The sequence below is a fragment of the Micromonospora sp. DT48 genome, from assembly GCF_049844495.1.
Classification (GTDB): domain Bacteria; phylum Actinomycetota; class Actinomycetes; order Mycobacteriales; family Micromonosporaceae; genus Micromonospora.
In genome coordinates, this window is sequence record NZ_JBNCLE010000006.1 from 32,883 (window position 1) to 50,075 (window position 17,193).

Annotated in this window: 15 protein-coding genes; 3 read left to right on the plus strand and 12 right to left on the minus strand. The window is 71.1% G+C overall.

Annotated features, from left to right (window positions below; all coding sequences use genetic code 11):
- Nucleotides 1-108: 108 nt before the first annotated feature.
- Genes ACLQ2S_RS06090 through ACLQ2S_RS06110 form a run of 5 tightly spaced genes read right to left on the minus strand, consistent with a single transcriptional unit; the run spans nt 109 to nt 7,385 of the window.
- Complete coding sequence (locus ACLQ2S_RS06090) at nt 109-2,298, minus strand: bifunctional glycosyltransferase/CDP-glycerol:glycerophosphate glycerophosphotransferase (protein ID WP_309223174.1); 2,190 nt, start codon at nt 2,296-2,298, stop codon at nt 109-111.
- A gap of 14 nt (nt 2,299-2,312) precedes the next feature.
- Complete coding sequence (locus tag ACLQ2S_RS06095; RefSeq protein ID WP_425701291.1) at nt 2,313-4,352, minus strand: DUF5941 domain-containing protein; 2,040 nt, start codon at nt 4,350-4,352, stop codon at nt 2,313-2,315.
- Nucleotides 4,349-5,095, minus strand: coding sequence for an ABC transporter ATP-binding protein (locus tag ACLQ2S_RS06100; protein ID WP_155217474.1), 747 nt, complete (start codon nt 5,093-5,095; stop codon nt 4,349-4,351). Before ACLQ2S_RS06100 ends, ACLQ2S_RS06095 begins: the two co-directional genes overlap by 4 nt.
- Nucleotides 5,095-5,922: an ABC transporter permease gene (locus ACLQ2S_RS06105; protein ID WP_309223173.1), complete on the minus strand. Its 828-nt coding sequence runs from the start codon at nt 5,920-5,922 to the stop codon at nt 5,095-5,097. Before ACLQ2S_RS06105 ends, ACLQ2S_RS06100 begins: the two co-directional genes overlap by 1 nt.
- Before the next feature lie 59 nt (nt 5,923-5,981).
- Complete coding sequence (locus ACLQ2S_RS06110; protein ID WP_155217472.1) at nt 5,982-7,385, minus strand: L-serine ammonia-lyase; 1,404 nt, start codon at nt 7,383-7,385, stop codon at nt 5,982-5,984.
- A gap of 391 nt (nt 7,386-7,776) precedes the next feature.
- Between ACLQ2S_RS06110 and ACLQ2S_RS06115 the strand changes: the two genes are divergently transcribed.
- Nucleotides 7,777-7,983 carry a PspC domain-containing protein gene (locus tag ACLQ2S_RS06115; RefSeq protein ID WP_155217470.1) on the plus strand — a complete coding sequence of 69 codons (207 nt, stop codon included), beginning with the start codon at nt 7,777-7,779 and terminating at the stop codon, nt 7,981-7,983.
- A 50-nt stretch (nt 7,984-8,033) separates the two neighbouring features.
- Here ACLQ2S_RS06115 and ACLQ2S_RS06120 read toward each other — a convergent pair whose 3' ends face one another.
- From ACLQ2S_RS06120 to pdxH, 7 genes are all read right to left on the minus strand, one after another.
- On the minus strand, nt 8,034-8,786 hold the full coding sequence (locus ACLQ2S_RS06120) for a DUF4230 domain-containing protein (RefSeq protein ID WP_155217468.1): 753 nt from the start codon (nt 8,784-8,786) through the stop codon (nt 8,034-8,036).
- A 99-nt stretch (nt 8,787-8,885) separates the two neighbouring features.
- Entirely contained in the window at nt 8,886-10,046 is a 1,161-nt protein-coding gene (locus tag ACLQ2S_RS06125; protein WP_309223172.1) for an acyl-CoA dehydrogenase family protein, read from the minus strand.
- Nucleotides 10,043-10,348 carry a type II toxin-antitoxin system VapB family antitoxin gene (locus ACLQ2S_RS06130; RefSeq protein ID WP_204002044.1) on the minus strand — a complete coding sequence of 102 codons (306 nt, stop codon included), beginning with the start codon at nt 10,346-10,348 and terminating at the stop codon, nt 10,043-10,045. Before ACLQ2S_RS06130 ends, ACLQ2S_RS06125 begins: the two co-directional genes overlap by 4 nt.
- Before the next feature lie 188 nt (nt 10,349-10,536).
- Nucleotides 10,537-11,139, minus strand: coding sequence for a nitroreductase family protein (locus tag ACLQ2S_RS06135; protein WP_309223191.1), 603 nt, complete (start codon nt 11,137-11,139; stop codon nt 10,537-10,539).
- A gap of 102 nt (nt 11,140-11,241) precedes the next feature.
- A complete protein-coding gene (locus tag ACLQ2S_RS06140; RefSeq protein WP_155217466.1) occupies nt 11,242-12,171 on the minus strand; it encodes an aldose 1-epimerase family protein in 930 nt (309 codons plus the stop codon).
- Nucleotides 12,172-12,182: 11 nt separating this feature from the next.
- Entirely contained in the window at nt 12,183-13,523 is a 1,341-nt protein-coding gene (locus tag ACLQ2S_RS06145; RefSeq protein WP_309223171.1) for an MFS transporter, read from the minus strand.
- Entirely contained in the window at nt 13,520-14,188 is a 669-nt protein-coding gene (gene pdxH, locus ACLQ2S_RS06150) for a pyridoxamine 5'-phosphate oxidase (protein WP_425701292.1), read from the minus strand. Before pdxH ends, ACLQ2S_RS06145 begins: the two co-directional genes overlap by 4 nt.
- Before the next feature lie 239 nt (nt 14,189-14,427).
- On the opposite strand from pdxH, the gene ACLQ2S_RS06155 reads away from it, so the two are divergent.
- Together ACLQ2S_RS06155 and serC are read left to right on the plus strand one after the other, a co-directional pair.
- A complete protein-coding gene (locus tag ACLQ2S_RS06155) occupies nt 14,428-15,534 on the plus strand; it encodes a citrate synthase 2 (RefSeq protein ID WP_425701293.1) in 1,107 nt (368 codons plus the stop codon).
- 329 nt (nt 15,535-15,863) lie between these two features.
- The gene (gene serC, locus ACLQ2S_RS06160; protein WP_425701294.1) at nt 15,864-16,991 is read left to right on the plus strand and encodes a phosphoserine transaminase; all 1,128 of its coding nucleotides are present in this window, start codon (nt 15,864-15,866) and stop codon (nt 16,989-16,991) included.
- Nucleotides 16,992-17,193 lie beyond the last annotated feature (202 nt).

A 17,193-nucleotide genomic window follows, 5' to 3' on the forward strand; every position in this document is an offset into this window, starting at 1 on the left:
TGTGGCGAGGATCATGCGGACGGCACATCGGGTAAACGTGCCATGTTTGAAACGTGACAGACCTATTACGGTCCATCGACCAGCGGCGTCCGGGGCAGAACTTCCAACTCAATCCAGGGTCTCGCCGAGGAAGACCCGGCGTACCACCCGTTCGGCGGCACGTCCGTCCTCCAGGGCACAGAACCGCTCGCGGAAGCGCGCCCGCGCCCGCTCGGCGTCGGGCGACCTCAGCGCATCCGAGTGGAACACATCGAGCAACTCGGTGAAGGTCCGGGCCACCGGGCCCGGCGGCTCGGCGACGATGTCCAGGTAGACACCACGGGTCAGTCGGTAGGCGTCCCAGTCCGGGGCATAGATGACGATCGGCCGGTCCAGGACGGCGTAGTCGAACATCGCCGACGAATAGTCGGTGACCAGGACGTCGGCGGCGAGGTACAGATCCTCCACCCGGGGATGGGCGCTCACGTCCAGCACCCGACCACGCGCGGTCGGCGGCGGCGACCGCCGATCCCGGTCATGGAAGTAGTGGCTGCGCATCAGCAGCAGACCGGCCGGACCGAGCGCGGCGAGGAACCGCTCCGGGTCGAACGGCGGCCGGTACCGGGGCAGATGTTCCCGATGGGTCGGCGCGTACAGCACGACCTGCTCACCGAGGCCGGCGTCGAACTCCGCGCGCAGCCGCAGCACCTCATCGGGGGTCGCGGTCACCAGCCGGTCGTTACGCGGATACCCCACCTCCAGAGTGGTGTACGCGGCCGGATAGGCGCGTTCCCACATCTGCGTGGAGAAGCTATTCGAGGTGATGCTGTAATCCCACCGGTCCACCCGGCGCAACAGCCCGGCGAAGTCCATCCCACCCGCGCCCAGTGGATAACGCTGCTGGTCCAGGCCCATCACCTTGACCGGGGTGCCGTGGTGGGTCTGCACGTGCACCGTGCCCGGCCGCTTGCGTACCGAGTCGGGGAAGTTGACATTGTTGACGAACCATCGGGCCCGCGCCAGCACCCGGTGGTACGCGGCGGTGCCCGCCACCACGTACTCGACCCCGTCCGGCAGGGTGTGCACCCGGTCCCGCCGGACGATCCACACGCCCCGGACCTGCGGTGCCAGTCGACGGGCCGCCTCGTAGACCGCGGCGGGATTGCAGCTGTAACCGCGATACCAGTACGCGGCGTAGACGGCCAGGTTCTCCTCGACCGGCCGACGACGCTCGGCCCGTTGGTACTGACGCAGCACCACGTCACGGGTCCGCCGTACGCCGACCCGGGCCGACGGCAACACCCGTCGGCTGGTCCTGCCGGCGACCCGGCGGACGGTCTCCCCCGCCTGGCTCGCCGCCCGCAACGCGCTGAACGTACGCCACCGACCCGCCGCCACCAGCCGGTGCTTGAGCCCCGCCACCCCACCCGGCACCCGGTGCCCCTCGGGCGGCCGGAACCGGGCGTGTTCGGCCGCCACCCGAGCGAAGAAGGTCGGCCGCAGTTCGGGCCCGATCCGGTCGCCGTTGCCGAGCACGACCAGGTAGTGCCACATCATCCGCTCGAAGATCACCGGGCGCAGTTCCTCGGCCCCGAGCCGGTCCAGCTCCCGGAACACCCGGTGCCACTGCTCGAAGACGTCGAAGTGTCGCTCCCCACGGGTCCTCGTGATCGCCCCCGCCCGCCGCTGCCGGTAGTTCACACAGACCAGGTCCAGGACCCCGATCCGGTCGGCGGCCATCAGCGTCGGGTAGCTGAAGGAGACGTCCTCGTACCAGCCGGGCGCGAAGCGCAGCCCCACGTCGGCCAGGAATTGCCGACGGACCAGCCGGTTCCACGCCGTGTGCAGCAGGTTCACCGTCTCCGGCCGCTCGGCCAGGCGGAACGTCGCCGGTCCGGGTGGGACAGGGAAGACGTCGGCCATCGCGCTGCGGGTCGTCGTGTCGTCCCAGTGCGCGCGTACGTGGTCGACGATCAGCACGTCCGGCCGGGTTTCGCGCAGTCGGGCGGCCACCTCGACCAGGCAGTCCGCCGTCAGCCAGTCGTCACCGTCGACGAACCAGACGTACTCGCCGACAGCCCGGTCCAGACCGACGTTGCGGGCCGGGCCGAGCCCCACGTTGTGGTCCAGGCGGACGGCCGTCACCCGGTCGTCCCGGTCGGCGTACTCGGCGAGGATCTCGCCACTGCCGTCCGGCGAGCAGTCGTCGACCCCGATCACCTCGATGTCGGTGACCGGTTGGGCGAGGATCGAGTCCAGGCACTCCCGCAGGTAGCCCTGCACCCGAAAGGCCGGGACGACGAAGCTGACCAGCGTCACCGTCCCGGACCTCCTCAGCGAGTCGCGCCACCTCCCGCGCCCACCGGCAGCTGCGCGGCGCGTACCGGCCGAACCCACGCCAACACCACGCTGGCCACGAACAGCGCCAACAGGTAGATACCGAGTGTAGCCAGACCAATACTCACGATTCCGGCGATCGCCGTCAGCGCCAGCACCAGCGAACGTCCCTCCCAGCCGAGCGAGGCGGCGTGCAGCGGCGGTGCCGGCTGCCGCTTCTCCAACCGCGCCACCAGGTCGTAGTGGTGCAGGGTGAGCACGAAGACGTACCCGAAGATGAGCCAGGGCGGCGCATCGCCGAGTACGCCGACGGCGATGGCGAACAGGTACTCGGCGGCCCGCAACGCGGCCGGTACCAGCCAGTCCAACGGCCCGTTGTGCACCGCCGCCGAACCGGCCCCGGCGATCAGCAGGAGCAGCACCACCGGCACCACCGCCCAGCGCAGCCACGACGGCGCGGTGCCGTCGGCACCAGCAACCTCCACCAGCGTCACCACCAGCAGCATCGCCGCGCCGAAGGCCGCGATCGTCGCGAGCACCAACGGTCCCGGTCGCCGCAGCACCGGCAACCGGGCGGCCAGCAGCCCGTCGTCGCGGTGCAGTGCCGCGTCGAGCGTGTCCAGCACCGGCACCCGCATCCAACGTGCCCGCAGCGTACGCAGCCCACCGGTGTACGCGAACGCCAGTACGCCCCAGGTCAGCACCGCCAGCAGGGCGGCCCGCTGGTCGACCAGCGCCACCACCAGCGAGATCAACGCCCACCGCTCCCCGATCGGGAAGACCACCGTGCGCTTGAGCCAGTACGACACCGAGCCGGTGTCCGCCTGCACCCGCGTCGACGCCGCGTTGAGCCGGTCGCCGATCCCGCCACCCGCAGAGCCGACGGTCTTCGGCCGCCGCGCCGCCTCGTCGTGCAGCACGCCGTACCACGCGTCGGTCATGTGCCGCGCGGTCTGCAACGTCATCGCGGCGACGGCCAGCGCCCAGCCGTACCGGAACCCGGCCTGGCTGGCGCCGAGGCCGAGACCGGCGTAGACCAGATACTCCTTCGCCCGGTCGGCCATGGTGTCCAGCCAGCCACCCCAGGCGCTGAAGTTGCGGGTGTACCGGGCCAGTTGGCCGTCCACACAGTCCAGCACGAACCCGAGGTAGAGCAGCACCGCGCCGACGACCAGCAGCGGTCGGCCACCGATGGCGAACATCGTCGCCGCAGCCACCGCGAAGGCCACCGAGATCATGGTGACCGCCGTCGGGCTCAACCCCAGCCGGGCACAGACCTTCGTGACGTACGGCGACCAGGTGCTGACGAAGAAGGTGGTGAAGAAGTCGTCCCGCTCCTTCACCGACAGCCGCAGCTCGGCCCGGTCCTCGTCGACCGCGGCCACCGCCGCCTCCGCACGGGCCAGCTCCGCCGCCTCGTCGACCCGGTGCGCCACGAGCAGGCGTACCCGGTGCGCGAAGACCAGCACGCGCTGCCGGGTGAGCGCGGCGAAGAGCCGATCCACGACCGGGGCCGCCGGGTCCGGACGGGAGACCGACCCGGCGGCCTCGAAGGGGTCGACCGCGACGCCGCCGGCCGGTATCCGCCCCCCGGCGACCGCACGGGCCGCCGCCACCAGCGCCGGCACGTCGGCCCGACCGACCCGCACCGCGCCGCCGAAGATGCCGGTGGGCGTACCCCCCGTCACCTCCTCCGGGGTGCCCGCCTCGACCACCTGGCCGCGCTCCTCGCGCAGCACCGTCCGCCCGTCGGTGGGCGGGTCGGTCAGCACCAGCGCCACGGTCGGCCCGACCGGGCTGGTCACCAGGTGGCGCAGCACGGCCGTGTGCGCGACCAGGTCGACTCCGCTGACCACCACCGGGCCCTCGGCCGCCCCGGCGAAGTCGGCCAGCTCGTCCAGGTCGGCGGCTACCCGCACCTCGGTCACACCGGCCCGACGCCACTGGGCGGCCAGCCGGTCGCCCATCGTCTCGCCGGTACCCGTCGGCAGGCTCGCGGCCGGTGAACCGGCGGCGAGCACGATCGCGAGGGTCACCGGGGAACCGCGTCGTGGTAAGCGGCCATCGCCTCGGCGATCGTGCCGTCGACGGTCAACCGGCCCGCGTCGAGAAAGAGACCGCGACGGCAGAACCGGGTCAGATCCTTTTCGTTGTGTGACACCAGCACCAGAGTGCGCCCCTCCCCGAGCAGACGGTCGATGGTCGTGTAGCACTTCTTGCGGAACTCGGCGTCGCCCACCGCCGTCACCTCGTCCATCAGGAGTATCGGGTGCGGCAGGTGCGAGATGATCGCGAACCCGAGCCGCACCTTCATACCCGACGAGTAGTGCCGGACCGAGGTGTCGATGGCCCGTTCCACCTGCTCGCCCGCGAACGCGACGATCTCGTCGAAGTGTCGTCGCAGGTAACCCGAGGACAGCCCGTGCAGACCGCCCACCAGGTGCAGGTTCTCCCGCCCGGTCAGGTCGTTGGAGAAGCCGGCGGAGAGTTCCAACAGCGGAGCGACCGCGCCGGAGACCCGGATCCGACCCTCGTCGGGTATCAACACCCCGGCGATCAGCCGCAGCAGGGTGCTCTTGCCGGTGCCGTTACGGCCGATCACCCCGACGGTCTCCCCGGGCTCGATCGAGAAGGAGACGTCGCGCAGCGGCCAGAACCGGCCGTCGGAGGCATTCCGCGTACCCCGGTGGATGAACAGTTCCCGCAGCCGCAGCTGTCGGCGACGGTTGCGGACGAACTGGATGCCGAGGCCCTCCGCCTCGATGATCGGCGCACCCATCACAGCTCCTTGAGCACGGCGGGTTCCAGCCGACGGAACGCCCACCAGCCGCTGACCAGCAGCAACACGCTGATGCCGACGGTGGTGGCGAGCAGCCGGGCATTGGGGAACTCGGCCGGGTACCACACCGCGTGGTGCAGCTGGAAGATGCCGACCAGCGGGTTGAGTTCGTACGCCAGTCGGAGCCAGCCCGGCAGGTCGGAGTCGCGGACCAGGCTCAGCGGATAGATGATCGGCGTGGCGTAGAAGAGCACCCGGATGACCAGGCGCATGAACCGCTCCACGTCCCGCATCAGCACGTTGAACGCCGACAGCAGCAACGCCAGCCCGATCAACAGGGTCGCCTGCACCAGCACCGCGAGCGGCAGGGCGAGCAGCGACCAGCCCGGGTCGATCCGGCCCTGCGCCGTGTACCAGATCGCGATGGCGGCGAGGATCGGCAGGCCGGCGGCGTACTCGGCGAAACGGCCGACGACCCGGCCGATCGGGAAGACCTGCCGGGGCACGTTCATCGTGGTGATCAGCCGGGACTGGCCGGTGAGCGCGTGGGTCGCCTCGCTCAGCGCCGAGCTGGTCCACATCCAGGCGAAGATCCCGGTGATCAGGAACAGCGGGTACGACCCGGCCGCCTCGCCGAGATGTCGGTTGGTGTCCCGGGAGTAGAGCACGCCGAAGACGAACCAGTAGATCGCGCCCATGCCGAGCGGCTCGATCAGCGACCAGAGGTAGCCCAGCACCGACTGCTGGTACTTGACCGCGAGATCACGCCGGACCAGGATGCGCAGCGAGTTGCGGTGCGACCACAACGCCCCCACGCCAGAGGTCACCGTCGTTCTCCCGCCTACTGAACGGACGACAGGTTAGCAGCCGGGCGGACGCCGCCCGTTCAACACTCGATCACGTTGACCGCGAGCCCGCCGCGCGCCGTCTCCTTGTACTTCACCTTCATGTCGGCGCCGGTCTCCCGCATGGTCTTGATGACCTTGTCGAGCGAGACGGCGTGCACCCCGTCGCCGCGTAGCGCGAGCCGGGCGGCGGTGATCGCCTTGATGCTAGCCACCGCGTTGCGTTCGATGCACGGGATCTGCACCAGGCCACCGACCGGGTCGCAGGTCAGCCCCAGGTTGTGTTCCATGCCGATCTCCGCGGCGTTCTCCACCTGGGCCGGTGTGCCACCCAGCGCCTCGGCCAGCCCGGCGGCAGCCATCGAACAGGCCGAGCCGACCTCACCCTGGCAGCCCACCTCCGCGCCGGAGATCGACGCGTTCTCCTTGAACAGCACCCCGATCGCGCCCGCCGCCAGCAGGAACCGCACCACTCCCTCGTCGGAGGCACCCGGTACGAACCGCGTGTAGTAATGCAGTACCGCCGGGATGATCCCGGCCGCCCCGTTGGTCGGCGCGGTCACCACCCGACCGCCGGCCGCGTTCTCCTCGTTGACCGCCAGGGCGAACAGCGTCACCCAGTCCATCACGTGCAGCGGATCCCCAGCGGTCGGCGTTGCGCCGACCGAGGTGTCCGGACTACCGGAGTCGGCCTCCAGGCTGCGCCGCAGTTCGGCGGCGCGGCGGCGCACCTTGAGGCCACCGGGCAGGGTGCCGTCCCGGGTGCAGCCGCGCTCGACACACTCACGCATGACCCGCCAGATGTCGAGCAGGCCCGCCCGCACGTCCGCCTCGGCGCGCCAGGACATCTCGTTGGCGAGCATGACCTCGCTGATCGAGAGCCCGGTCGCGGCGGTCACGTCGAGCAGTTGCGCACCGGTCAGGAACGGATGCCGGACCGGGGTGTCGTCCGGCTTGATCCGGTCCGCACCCGCCGCCGCCTCGTCCACCACGAACCCGCCGCCGACGGAGTAGTAGCTGCGGGTACGCACCTCGGCCCCACGCCCGTCGTACGCCGTGAAGACCATCCCGTTCGGGTGGTACGGCAGCGACCGGCGACGGTGCAGCGTCAGGTCCCGCTCCGGATCGAAGTCGATCTCGTGCGTGTCGAGCAGGGACAGCCGGTGCTCCGCCCGGATCCGGCCCACCCGGGCCTCGACGCCGTCCGTGTCGACCGTCTCGGGGGCTTCACCGGCCAGACCGAGCAGCACGGCCCGGTCGCTGCCGTGCCCGTGCCCGGTCGCGCCGAGCGAGCCGAACAGCTCGGCCCGTACCCGGGTGGTGTCCGCGAGCAGCCCGTCGGCCTTGAGCCCGGCCACGAAGGTACGCGCCGCCCGCATCGGCCCCACCGTGTGCGAGCTGGATGGCCCGATACCCACGCTGAACAGGTCGAACACGCTGATCATGACAGTGCCTTCTCGCCGTCGCCGGTGTCACCGGTCGACGGCCGGTCATGGGTCGGCTCCGGTCGTGGAGTCGACCCGGTCGTGGCCGGCCCCGGTACGGTCCAGCCCTGGTGGCGCGCCCGGGTGAGGGCGTCCGACCGGCGAGCCTACTACCCGGAGTGGGGCCGTGACCTGCGTGCGGGCACGACCGAGCCGACAGCGCCCGGACGAGGACGGCACCGGTTCGCCCAGCACACGAGCGGCTCATCGACGGTAGGCGTCGCCCCCGGGCGGGTAAGCACCTACGGGTCAGCGGTGTCACCGTCCTCCTCGGGACCGAGGGCAGGACGGCCATTCATTCCTAGCGTTGATCTCAGCAGCGGCGGATCGCCGCAGAGGGGAAGTGACACGAATGAGTCGCAAACTGGTCCGCCCCCGCGAGGGGCGCATGTTCGCCGGGGTCTGTGCCGGTCTGGCGCAGCGGTTCGGGACATCGGCCGGGTTGGTCCGGCTGCTGTTCCTGCTGTCGCTGCTGCTGCCCGGCACCCAGGTGGTCATCTACCTGGCGCTCTGGATCATCATGCCCAACGAGGACCGCTACCTCGTCGCCGGACGCTGAGTCACCCGCCGCCGACCGGACCTGCCCACCCGGCGGCGGGGACCGGTCGGTCAGGGAGCCGTGTAGCTGACGCTGACCTGCTCGAAGCCGAGCGAGCGGAGCAACCCCTCCAGCATCTTGCGAGTGTTCTCCTCGGCTCGGGCGTTCAGGCCGCTGTCCCGGGCGGCGGCGGTGATCCGGTCCTCGGCCAACCGGTAGACCTCCTGCTGCCGGTTCGGGTCACCACCGATCAGATCACCGACGCGGTTGAGCAGGCCGCGCTCCTCCGCGAAGACGTAGCTCTTGTCCAGGTCGAGGTTGGTCTTGGCCAGTTGCGGCGACGGCAGCGTGATCTCGACCGACTTCCCGTCGGCCGACTGCACGATCGCCCCCTCGGTGAGGGTGCCGAAGTCGACGTACGCCTCGACGCTGCCCGACCCGACGAACAAGGTCCGCTGGTTGAGCAGCCAGTCCGGCACGTGACGTCGATCGTTCTGTAGGTCGACCACGACCTGGAAGTTGCCCTCGGCGGCCACGTAGCGGCTGAGGTCCTGCATCGACTCAAGCAGCGCGGGCTGCGAACGGTCGGTCTGCTCCTTGGTGAACGGGTTACGGAACTCGGGCAGGATCCCGGTGGTCTGCACGCCGAGCAGCACCACCACCGCGAGCGCTGCGGCACCGAGCACCCACAGCAGGGCACGGGCCGCCCCGCCACCCGAGGGTGTGGCCTGCGGTGGTGCGTCCGGGGCGTCCGTGAGCACATCGCCCGACGGGTGGTCAGTCAACCTGCTGGTGGGCTCGTTGATGTCGCCGTCGCGTGCCATCGCCCTCACCGTCCTCGTCAGACGCGGTTTCTGTTGATGACGGTAAGCCCAACGTGCGACAGTCGCTCGCCGAGCCCGTCAGGTGAAGTGGGACAGGGTTCAGGTGAACGCCGAGACTCCGGTGAGCCGCTGCCCGATCACCAGCTGATGGATCTCCGAGGTGCCCTCGTAGGTCAGCACACTCTCCAGGTTGTTGGCGTGCCGCATCACCGGGTAGTCCCCGGAGACCCCGTTCGCGCCGAGGATGGTCCGGCACTGCCGGGCGATGGCCAGCGCCTCCCGTACGTTGTTCAGCTTGCCGACGCTGACCTGGTCGGGGCGCAGTTTCCCGGCGTCGGCCAACCGACCCAACTGGAGCGCCAGCAGGTAACCCTTGTTCCACTCGACCGCCATGTCGGCGAGCTTGGCCTGGGTGAGCTGGAAACCGGCCAGCGGCCGACCGAACTGGGTGCGGGTCGTCGCGTACGTCAGGGCGGTCTCCAGGCAGTCGCGGGCCGCGCCGAGGGCACCCCAGACGATGCCGTGCCGGGCCTCGGTCAGGCAGCTCAGCGGCGCCTTCAAGCCGGTCGCGTCGGGCAGCTGGGCGGCTGCCGGCAGCCGGACGTCGTCGAGGGAGATCTCCCCGGTCAGCGAGGCGCGCAGCGACATCTTCCGGCGGATCTCCCGGGCCGTCACCCCGGGCGTGTCCATCGGTACGACGAAACCCCGCACGCCCTCGTCGGCGCGCGCCCAGATCACCGCCACGTCGGCGATCGGCGCGTTGGTGATCCACATCTTGCTGCCGTTGAGCACCCAGTCACCGCCGTCACGGCGGGCGCGGGTGGCCATCGACGCCGGGTCGGAGCCGTGATCCGGCTCGGTCAGCCCGAACGAACCGATCGCCTCACCGGCGGCCATCGCGGGCAGCCAGCGCTGCTTCTGCTCCTCGCTGCCGTAGCGCCAGATCGCGTACATGGCCAGCGAACCCTGCACCGAGACCAGTGACCGGACACCGGAGTCACCGGCCTCCAGTTCCAGGCAGGCCAGCCCGTACGCGACAGCCGTCGAGCCGGCGCAGCCGTACCCGGTGAGGTGCATGCCGAGCAGGCCGAGCTTGCCGAACTCGCGGGCGAGTTCCCGGGCCGGCACCTCACCGGCCTCGTACCAACCGGCGACCTGCGGGCGCACCAGGTCGGCGACCACCTGGCGCACCACGTCGCGGATCTGTCGCTCGTCCTCGGTCAGCGACGCGTCGAGGTCGAGCAGGTCCACCTGGGTCACTCGACAGCCCCGGCGAGCACGAACACCCGAGCGTGGATCTGGTTGCGCTGTTGCAGTGCGGCACGCAACGCCCGGTGCAGACCGTCCTCCAGGTAGAGGCCCCCGTTCCACTGCACGACGTGCGGGAACAGGTCACCGTAGAAGGTGGAGTCCTCGGCGAGGAGCTTGTCCAGCGCGAGTTCACGCTTGGTGGTGATGAGCTGATCCAGACGCAGTGGCCGGGGCGGAATCTCCGCCCACTGCTTCAAGGTCAGGTTGTGTTCCGGGTAGGGACGCCCGTCCCGGACCGCTCTGAAGATCACGACGGCACGCTCCCCTCCCCTGGCCGGGCCGAACCACGACGCCGGGCCGCGTCGCGGCACAGCGCCGCGACCTGCGGCGCCGATGACCGTGCCAGCGTAGCCGGACCTCGCACCCCACGTTCTGCTCCCTGATGCCAGTTTCACCACCGGTCGTCCGGTTCTCAACCGGACGAAACCACCGGTTCGGGTCAGCTCCACCGCCCTCGCCGGACAACCTCACTCACCGGACGGCGACCCCGACGCAGCGATGGTGACCGGTGGTCGGGGGCCCGATAACCGATAGTGAGGGCACCGATCGGGTGGTACGCCTCCGGCACGCCGAACGCCGCCCGGTAGGAATCCAACCGTTGCGGCGGGATGCCGAAGAAGCAGGAGCCGAGCCCCTCGTCCACTGCGGTGAGCATCATCAGCAGCGCGGCGAAGCCGGTGTCGACGTACCAGTAGGGCACCGGCCAGCGATCCGTGGACCGGTCCGCCCAGCCCTTGTCCGGCTCCGCGTACCGCTCAAGGTAGACCGAGCGGTTGGCGTGCGGCACCACGATCAGCGGTGCCCGACGCATCCCGGCGAGCCACCGCCCCCGGCCGCCGCCCTCGGGGGTACTGGCCGACCAGAACAGCTCCCGGTCCTCCGGCGACTCCAGCACCAGGAAGCCCCAGCCCTGCGAGAACCCGGCCGACGGGGCCCGCACCGCGTGGTCCAGCAGCCGCTCCAGCACCTCCGGCGGGACCGGTCGGTCCGGGTCGTAGTTGCGCACCATCCGGCGTCGCCGGACCACCTCCGCGAACTCCACCGCTTCCTCCACACTGCCCACCCGGCCGGTCGCCCGGGTGCCGTTGCCCACCCGGGCGGTCGCCCGGGTGCCGTTGCCCACCCGGGCGGTGGCCCGGAGTACTCAGACGCCGGGTTGGATGCCCCATTCGCCGCGCCAGGTGTCGCCCGGGGCCAGGGTGATGAGGTCCCGGCCGGACCGGAACGCGTCCGGCGGGCAGGTCATCGGCTCCACCGCCACCGAGCGGCGGAACCGCTCGCCGGTCAGCGTGTCACCGGTGTACACCTGCCACCAGCCGAACTGCTCGTCGGCCCAGAGCCGCAGCCCGGTCGAGGTGTCCGGCCCGGTCAGCGTCACCGAAGAGCCGCCGTCGGCGTCCCGGATCACCTGCCCGAAGGCGAGATCCAGCACCGCTTCACCGATGCGGCGCGGCTCGGTGTAGTCGTACTCGGTGCCGGCCACGGCCGCCGCGCCGACCGGCAGCAACCGACCGTCCAACACCAACCGGGTCCGGCCGGGCACCCGCAGCGCGATGTCCTCCACCGGCACCCCCGGCAGCTGCAGGTACGGGTGGACGGAGAAGCCGAAGGGCACCGCCTCGGTGCCGATGTTGGTCACCTCGTGCTCGGCGCGCAGCCCGTCGGCGCCCACACTCCACCGGGTACGCAGCCGCAACGGCCACGGGTACCCGGGCTGCGGCAGCAGGTCCAAGCCGACCGTGACCTCGTCCGGTCGCTGCGCGATCAGGTGCCAGGAGGCCCAGTTCACCAGGCCGTGGATGGCGTTGTGCCGCTCCGGTTCGGTCAGGTTCAACTGCCTCGACTGACCGTTGAAGGTGTAGACGCCGTCGCGGATCCGGTTCGGCCAGGGCGCGAGCACCTGCCCCGCAGAGCCCGGGCACATCTCGTCGGTGGCGTACCCGTCGAGATGCTCGACCCCGTCCTGACGATAGGCGCGGAGCCCGCCACCCACCTCGACGATGACCGCCTCGTGACCGGCGGCTGAGATACTCCACTGCGCTCCCGACAGGGGAAGCGGATCACGGCTGTCCATGTCGCCAGACCCTAGCCGCCGATGCCGTCCTTCGCTGGACGCGGTCCGTCGCTGTCCTGAGGTCCGGACCTGTCCTCCCCGGTCGGCGGGCGGTAGCGGGCCAGCGCCGGGAAGGCCACGGCGAGCAACACCGCGAGCAGCGCCGCCGCGATACCGCCACCGACCCAGGCCACCCCGCTGCCGAACCCGGTCGCCATCGCCCCGGCCCGCAGATCGCCCAGGCGCGGACCACCGGCCACCACGACGGTGTTGACGCCCTGGAGTCGACCCCGCATCCGGTCCGGTGCGTAGATCAGCAACATCGACTGCCGTAGCACGGCGCTGACCAGGTCCGCCGCACCGGCGACGGCGAGCAGCAGCACCATGAGCCACAGTTGTCGGGCCAGTCCCGCCGCCGCGATGGCGAGCCCCCAGCCCACCACGGCCACCACCAGCACCAGGCCCTGCCGACGGAGCCGGCTGATCCAACCGGAGGTGAGCCCACCGAGCATCGCGCCGATCGCGATGGCGCTGAACAGCCAACCCACCGCCCCGTCCCCGCCGAACCGCTCCTGCGCCACCTCGGGGAAGAGCGCCCGGGGCATCGCCAGGATCATCGCGATCAGGTCGATGGCGAAGGACAGCAGCAGCACCGGCGTGGTGGCGAGGTAACGGAAACCGTCCACCACGCCGCGCAGCCCGCCCCGGCGCGCCTCGCCGTCGACACTCGACTCGGGCGGCATCGCCGGGAGCCGGACGGTGGCCACCACCAGCGCGGTGAAGAGCACCGCGTCCATCGCGTACGCGATCGGCAGGCCCCGGTCGGTCCCGAAGGCCGCGAAGATCAGCCCGGCGGCCAGCGGCCCGACCACCGACGCGCCCGTGAAGGTCGTGTAGTTGAGGGTGGCGCCGGCCGGCACGAGTTCCATCGGCAGCAGTCGGGGCAGGATCGCGCTGCGCGCCGGTGAGCTGATCGCGAACGCGATCGAGTGGAGGGTGACCAACGCCAGCAGCAGCACCGGGCTACCGATGTCGAACAGTGCGTGCCCGAGCAGCCCGAGCATCGACGCCCAGAGCAGCGCCGAGCCGCCGAGCAGCACCCGCCGCCGGTCCCAGGCGTCGGCCACCGCCCCGCCCCAGAGCCCGAAGACCAGCAACGGCACGAAACCGGCGACCCCGAGCAGGCCGACCCAGAGCGAGTCCCGGGTCAGCGCGTACATCTCCACCGGGACGGCGACTGCGGTCAGCTGAAAACCGAACATCGCCACGGTGTTGCCGAACCACATCCGCCGGTACGCCGGCACCCGCAGCGGACGCAGGTCGATCGCCCAGCGGCGCTGCTCGCGCTGCCGGTTGGCTGTGTCGACGGTCACGGAGCCAACCGCTCCACACGCCAGCCCACGCTGGTGCGGCGGAACCGCAGCCGGTCGTGCAGCCGACTCGCCCGGCCCTGCCAGAACTCGACCGAGTCGGGGCGTACCCGAAGCCCGCCCCAGTGCGGCGGCGCGGGGATCGGGTCGACCTCGGCGAACCGCTCCGCGGCGGCCCGGTACGCGCCGTCGAGGGCGGCCCGGTCCGGCAGCACCGAGGACTGGGCGCTGGCCCAGGCCCCGAGCTGCGAGCCACGTGGGCGGCTGGCGAAGTACGCCTCCGTCTCCGCCCGGTCGACGCGTTCCACCCGGCCGGCGACGATCACCTGCCGCTGCATCGGGAACCAGGGAAAGAGCAGGCTGGCGTACGGGTTGGCGGCCACCTCGACGCCCTTGCGGGAGTCGTAGTTGGTGAACAGGACGAAACCCTCCGGGTCGTACCCCTTGAGCAGCACCGTCCGCGCGCTCGGCCGCCCGGCGGCGTCGGCGGTGCCGAAGACCATGGCGTTCGGCTCGGGCAGCTCGGCGGCGACCGCGTCGGCGAACCACCTGTCGAACTGGGTGTGCCAGTCGGCGGCCAGTTCGCTCTCCGTCAGACCGGAATCGGCGGCGTACTCGTGCCGCATCCCGGCCGGTACCGGTGTGTCCCCCATCACGTCCCCGCTCATGTCCCGTCGGGCCGATAAGCGCCCGGCGACCAGCCCGTCCGGCCCAGTCTTATCGGTGTACGGAGGGGCCCGGCAAGCGGGATGTCGCCAGCAGCACATCGACAGCGTCTCGCGTACCCGGTCACCAGCAGGCAAGATGTCACGAACACATCCCTGAGGGTCGCCTAAGGCGCTCACCCGGCCGGGGCCGGGACACCGAGCCCGGGCGGGCGCACCGACCACACACCAGGAGTAGTGAGATGGCCGACTTCAAACCCGGACTTGAGGGCGTCGTAGCCTTCGAAACCGAGATCGCCGAGCCCGACCGCGAGGGCGGTGCGCTGCGGTATCGCGGGGTCGACATCGAGGACCTGATCGGCCAGGTCTCCTTCGGCAATGTCTGGGCGTTGCTGGTGGACGGCCGCTTCGGCCCGGGCCTGCCCCCAGCCGAGCCGTTCCCGGTGCCGGTGCACTCCGGCGACATCCGGGTCGACGTGCAGTCCGCCGTCGCCATGCTCGCCCCGTACTGGGGCCTACAGCAGATGCTGGACATCTCCGACGAGCAGGCCCGCGAGGACCTCGCCCGGGTGTCGGTGACGGCGCTCTCCTTCGTCGCCCAGTCCGCTCGCGGCCTCGGGCTGCCGGCGGTGCCGCAGAAGGAGATCGACAAGGCGGAGACGATCGTCGAGCGCTTCATGAAGCGGTGGCGCGGTGAGCCCGACCCCCGGCATGTCAAGGCTGTCGACGCGTACTTCATCTCGGCCGCCGAGCACGGCCTGAACGCCTCCACCTTCACCGCCCGGATCGTCGCCTCCACCGGCGCGGACGCCGCCGCCTGCATCTCCTCGGGCATCGGCGCGCTCTCCGGCCCCCTGCACGGCGGCGCTCCGTCGCGGGTGCTGAGCATGCTGGAGGCGGTCGAGCGCAGCGGTGACGCGGAGGGATACGTCCGGGGGGTCCTCGACCGGGGTGAGCGGCTGATGGGCTTCGGCCACCGGGTCTACCGGGCCGAGGACCCGCGCGCCCGGGTGCTCCGTCGCACCGCCAAGGAACTCGGTGCCCCGCGCTTCGAGGTCGCCGAGGCCCTGGAGCGGGCCGCCCTCGCCGAGTTGCAGGCCCGCCGGCCGGACCGGGTGCTCGCCACCAACGTCGAGTTCTGGTCGGCCGTGGTGCTCGACTTCGCCGAGGTGCCGGCGCACATGTTCACCTCCATGTTCACCTGTGCCCGGATGGGCGGCTGGAGCGCCCACATCCTGGAGCAGAAGAAGCTCCAGCGGCTGGTACGCCCCTCGGCCCGCTACGTGGGTCCGGGCACCCGCAAGCCGCACGAGGTCGACGGCTGGGACGCCGTCCCGCACGACGCCTGAGGTGTAAGGAAGGGCACCTTTATAACGCCTGCGGTATAGGAAGGTGCCCTTCCTTACATCCACCCGCCGACCCGAGCCGGCTGCCGGGGCGGCGGGCGGGTAACGGGTGGCGGCGGATGTGGGCGACGCCACGGGCTGTGGCGGACGCCTCAGGGTTCAGGGTGGGACCAGCACCCGGACCGGCCGTGACTGGTGCGAGGATGAAATCCGGCAGCGCTGCCGGACGGGCTTTGACCCGGCAACGCCGTGCGATCACGCACGCGCCCGCCATCGGTCCACGCCAATTCTGCTCACCCGGGCACCGACCATGCGGAAGGATCTTGAACACCGTGGCTGACGCACCGACCATCCGGATTCCCGACGAGATCAAGCCCGCCGACGGCCGATTCGGCTGCGGGCCGTCCAAGGTCCGTCCGGCGGCGGTCTCCGCGCTCGCCGAGGTGGCCACCAGCTACCTGGGCACCTCGCACCGGCAGAAGACCGTCCGCGACCAGGTGGCCCGGCTGCGCTCGGGCATCGCTGAGTTCTTCTCCCTCCCCGAGGGCTACGAGGTGGTCATCGGCAACGGTGGCACCACCGCCTTCTGGGAGGTCGCCACGTTCGGCCTGATCCGCGACCGGGCCCAGTTCGCCAGCTTCGGCGAGTTCGGCGCGAAGTTCGCCAAGGCCGTCAAGGATGCTCCCTTCCTGGGCGAGCCGACGATCCGCAAGTCCGACGCGGGCAGCGCACCGACCCTGGTCGCCGAGGCCGGCGTGGACGTCTACGCCACCCCGCACAACGAGACCTCGACCGGTGTGGCGGTGCCGATCGAGCGGGTGGCCGGTGCCGACCCCGGCTCGCTGCTGCTGGTCGACGCCACCTCCGGTGCCGGTGGCCTTGAGGTCAACGTCGGTGAGACCGACGTGTACTACTTCGCTCCGCAGAAGTGCTTCGGCTCCGACGGCGGGCTCTGGCTGGCCCTGATGTCGCCCGCCGCGCTGGAGCGGGCCGCCGAGATCAAGGGCTCGGGGCGGTACATTCCGGCGTTCCTCGACCTGGTCACCGCGATCGACAACTCGCGGCTGGAGCAGACGTACAACACACCGGCGCTGGCGACCATCTTCCTCGCCGCCGAGCAGACCGACTGGATGAACTCCCAGGGCGGTCTGGCCTGGGCGGCCAAGCGCACCGCCGAGAGTGCCGCGATCATCTACGGCTGGGCCGAGCGCTCCGCCGTCGCCACGCCGTTCGTCACCGACCCGGCGCTGCGCTCCAACGTGGTCGCCACCATCGACTTCGCCGACGGGGTGGACGCCACCGCGATCGCCAAGGCGCTGCGCGCCAACGGCATCGTCGACACCGAGCCGTACCGCAAGCTGGGCCGCAACCAGCTGCGGGTCGCGCTCTTCCCGGCCGTGGAGCCGGCCGACGTCGAGGCGCTGACCGCGTCCATCGACTACGTCGTCGAGCGGCTGTAGTACCGCCGACAGTCGTCGCGGCCCGGGTCCGGCATCCCGATCGGGTGCCGGGCCCGGCCGGACGAGCGTCGGGGATGGACCTCCGGTACCCCGGGGACCGGGGCGACGCCGAAGCACGTCGGCCTGTGCGCCACACCACTGTCCGCCGTCGACAGCTGACCCGCCGAACAGCGGCGGAGCAGCGGATCTGCCGCTTACCCGG

Coding starts and splice junctions, on each gene's coding strand:
- ACLQ2S_RS06115 (WP_155217470.1), top strand. CDS start 7,777: ATGAGTCGCAAACTGGTCCGCCCCCGCGAGGGGCGCATGTTCGCCGGG.
- ACLQ2S_RS06140 (WP_155217466.1), bottom strand. CDS start 12,171: ATGGACAGCCGTGATCCGCTTCCCCTGTCGGGAGCGCAGTGGAGTATC.
- ACLQ2S_RS06155 (WP_425701293.1), top strand. CDS start 14,428: ATGGCCGACTTCAAACCCGGACTTGAGGGCGTCGTAGCCTTCGAAACC.
- ACLQ2S_RS06100 (WP_155217474.1), bottom strand. CDS start 5,095: ATGGGTGCGCCGATCATCGAGGCGGAGGGCCTCGGCATCCAGTTCGTC.
- ACLQ2S_RS06110 (WP_155217472.1), bottom strand. CDS start 7,385: ATGATCAGCGTGTTCGACCTGTTCAGCGTGGGTATCGGGCCATCCAGC.
- pdxH (WP_425701292.1), bottom strand. CDS start 14,188: ATGAGCGGGGACGTGATGGGGGACACACCGGTACCGGCCGGGATGCGG.
- ACLQ2S_RS06120 (WP_155217468.1), bottom strand. CDS start 8,786: ATGGCACGCGACGGCGACATCAACGAGCCCACCAGCAGGTTGACTGAC.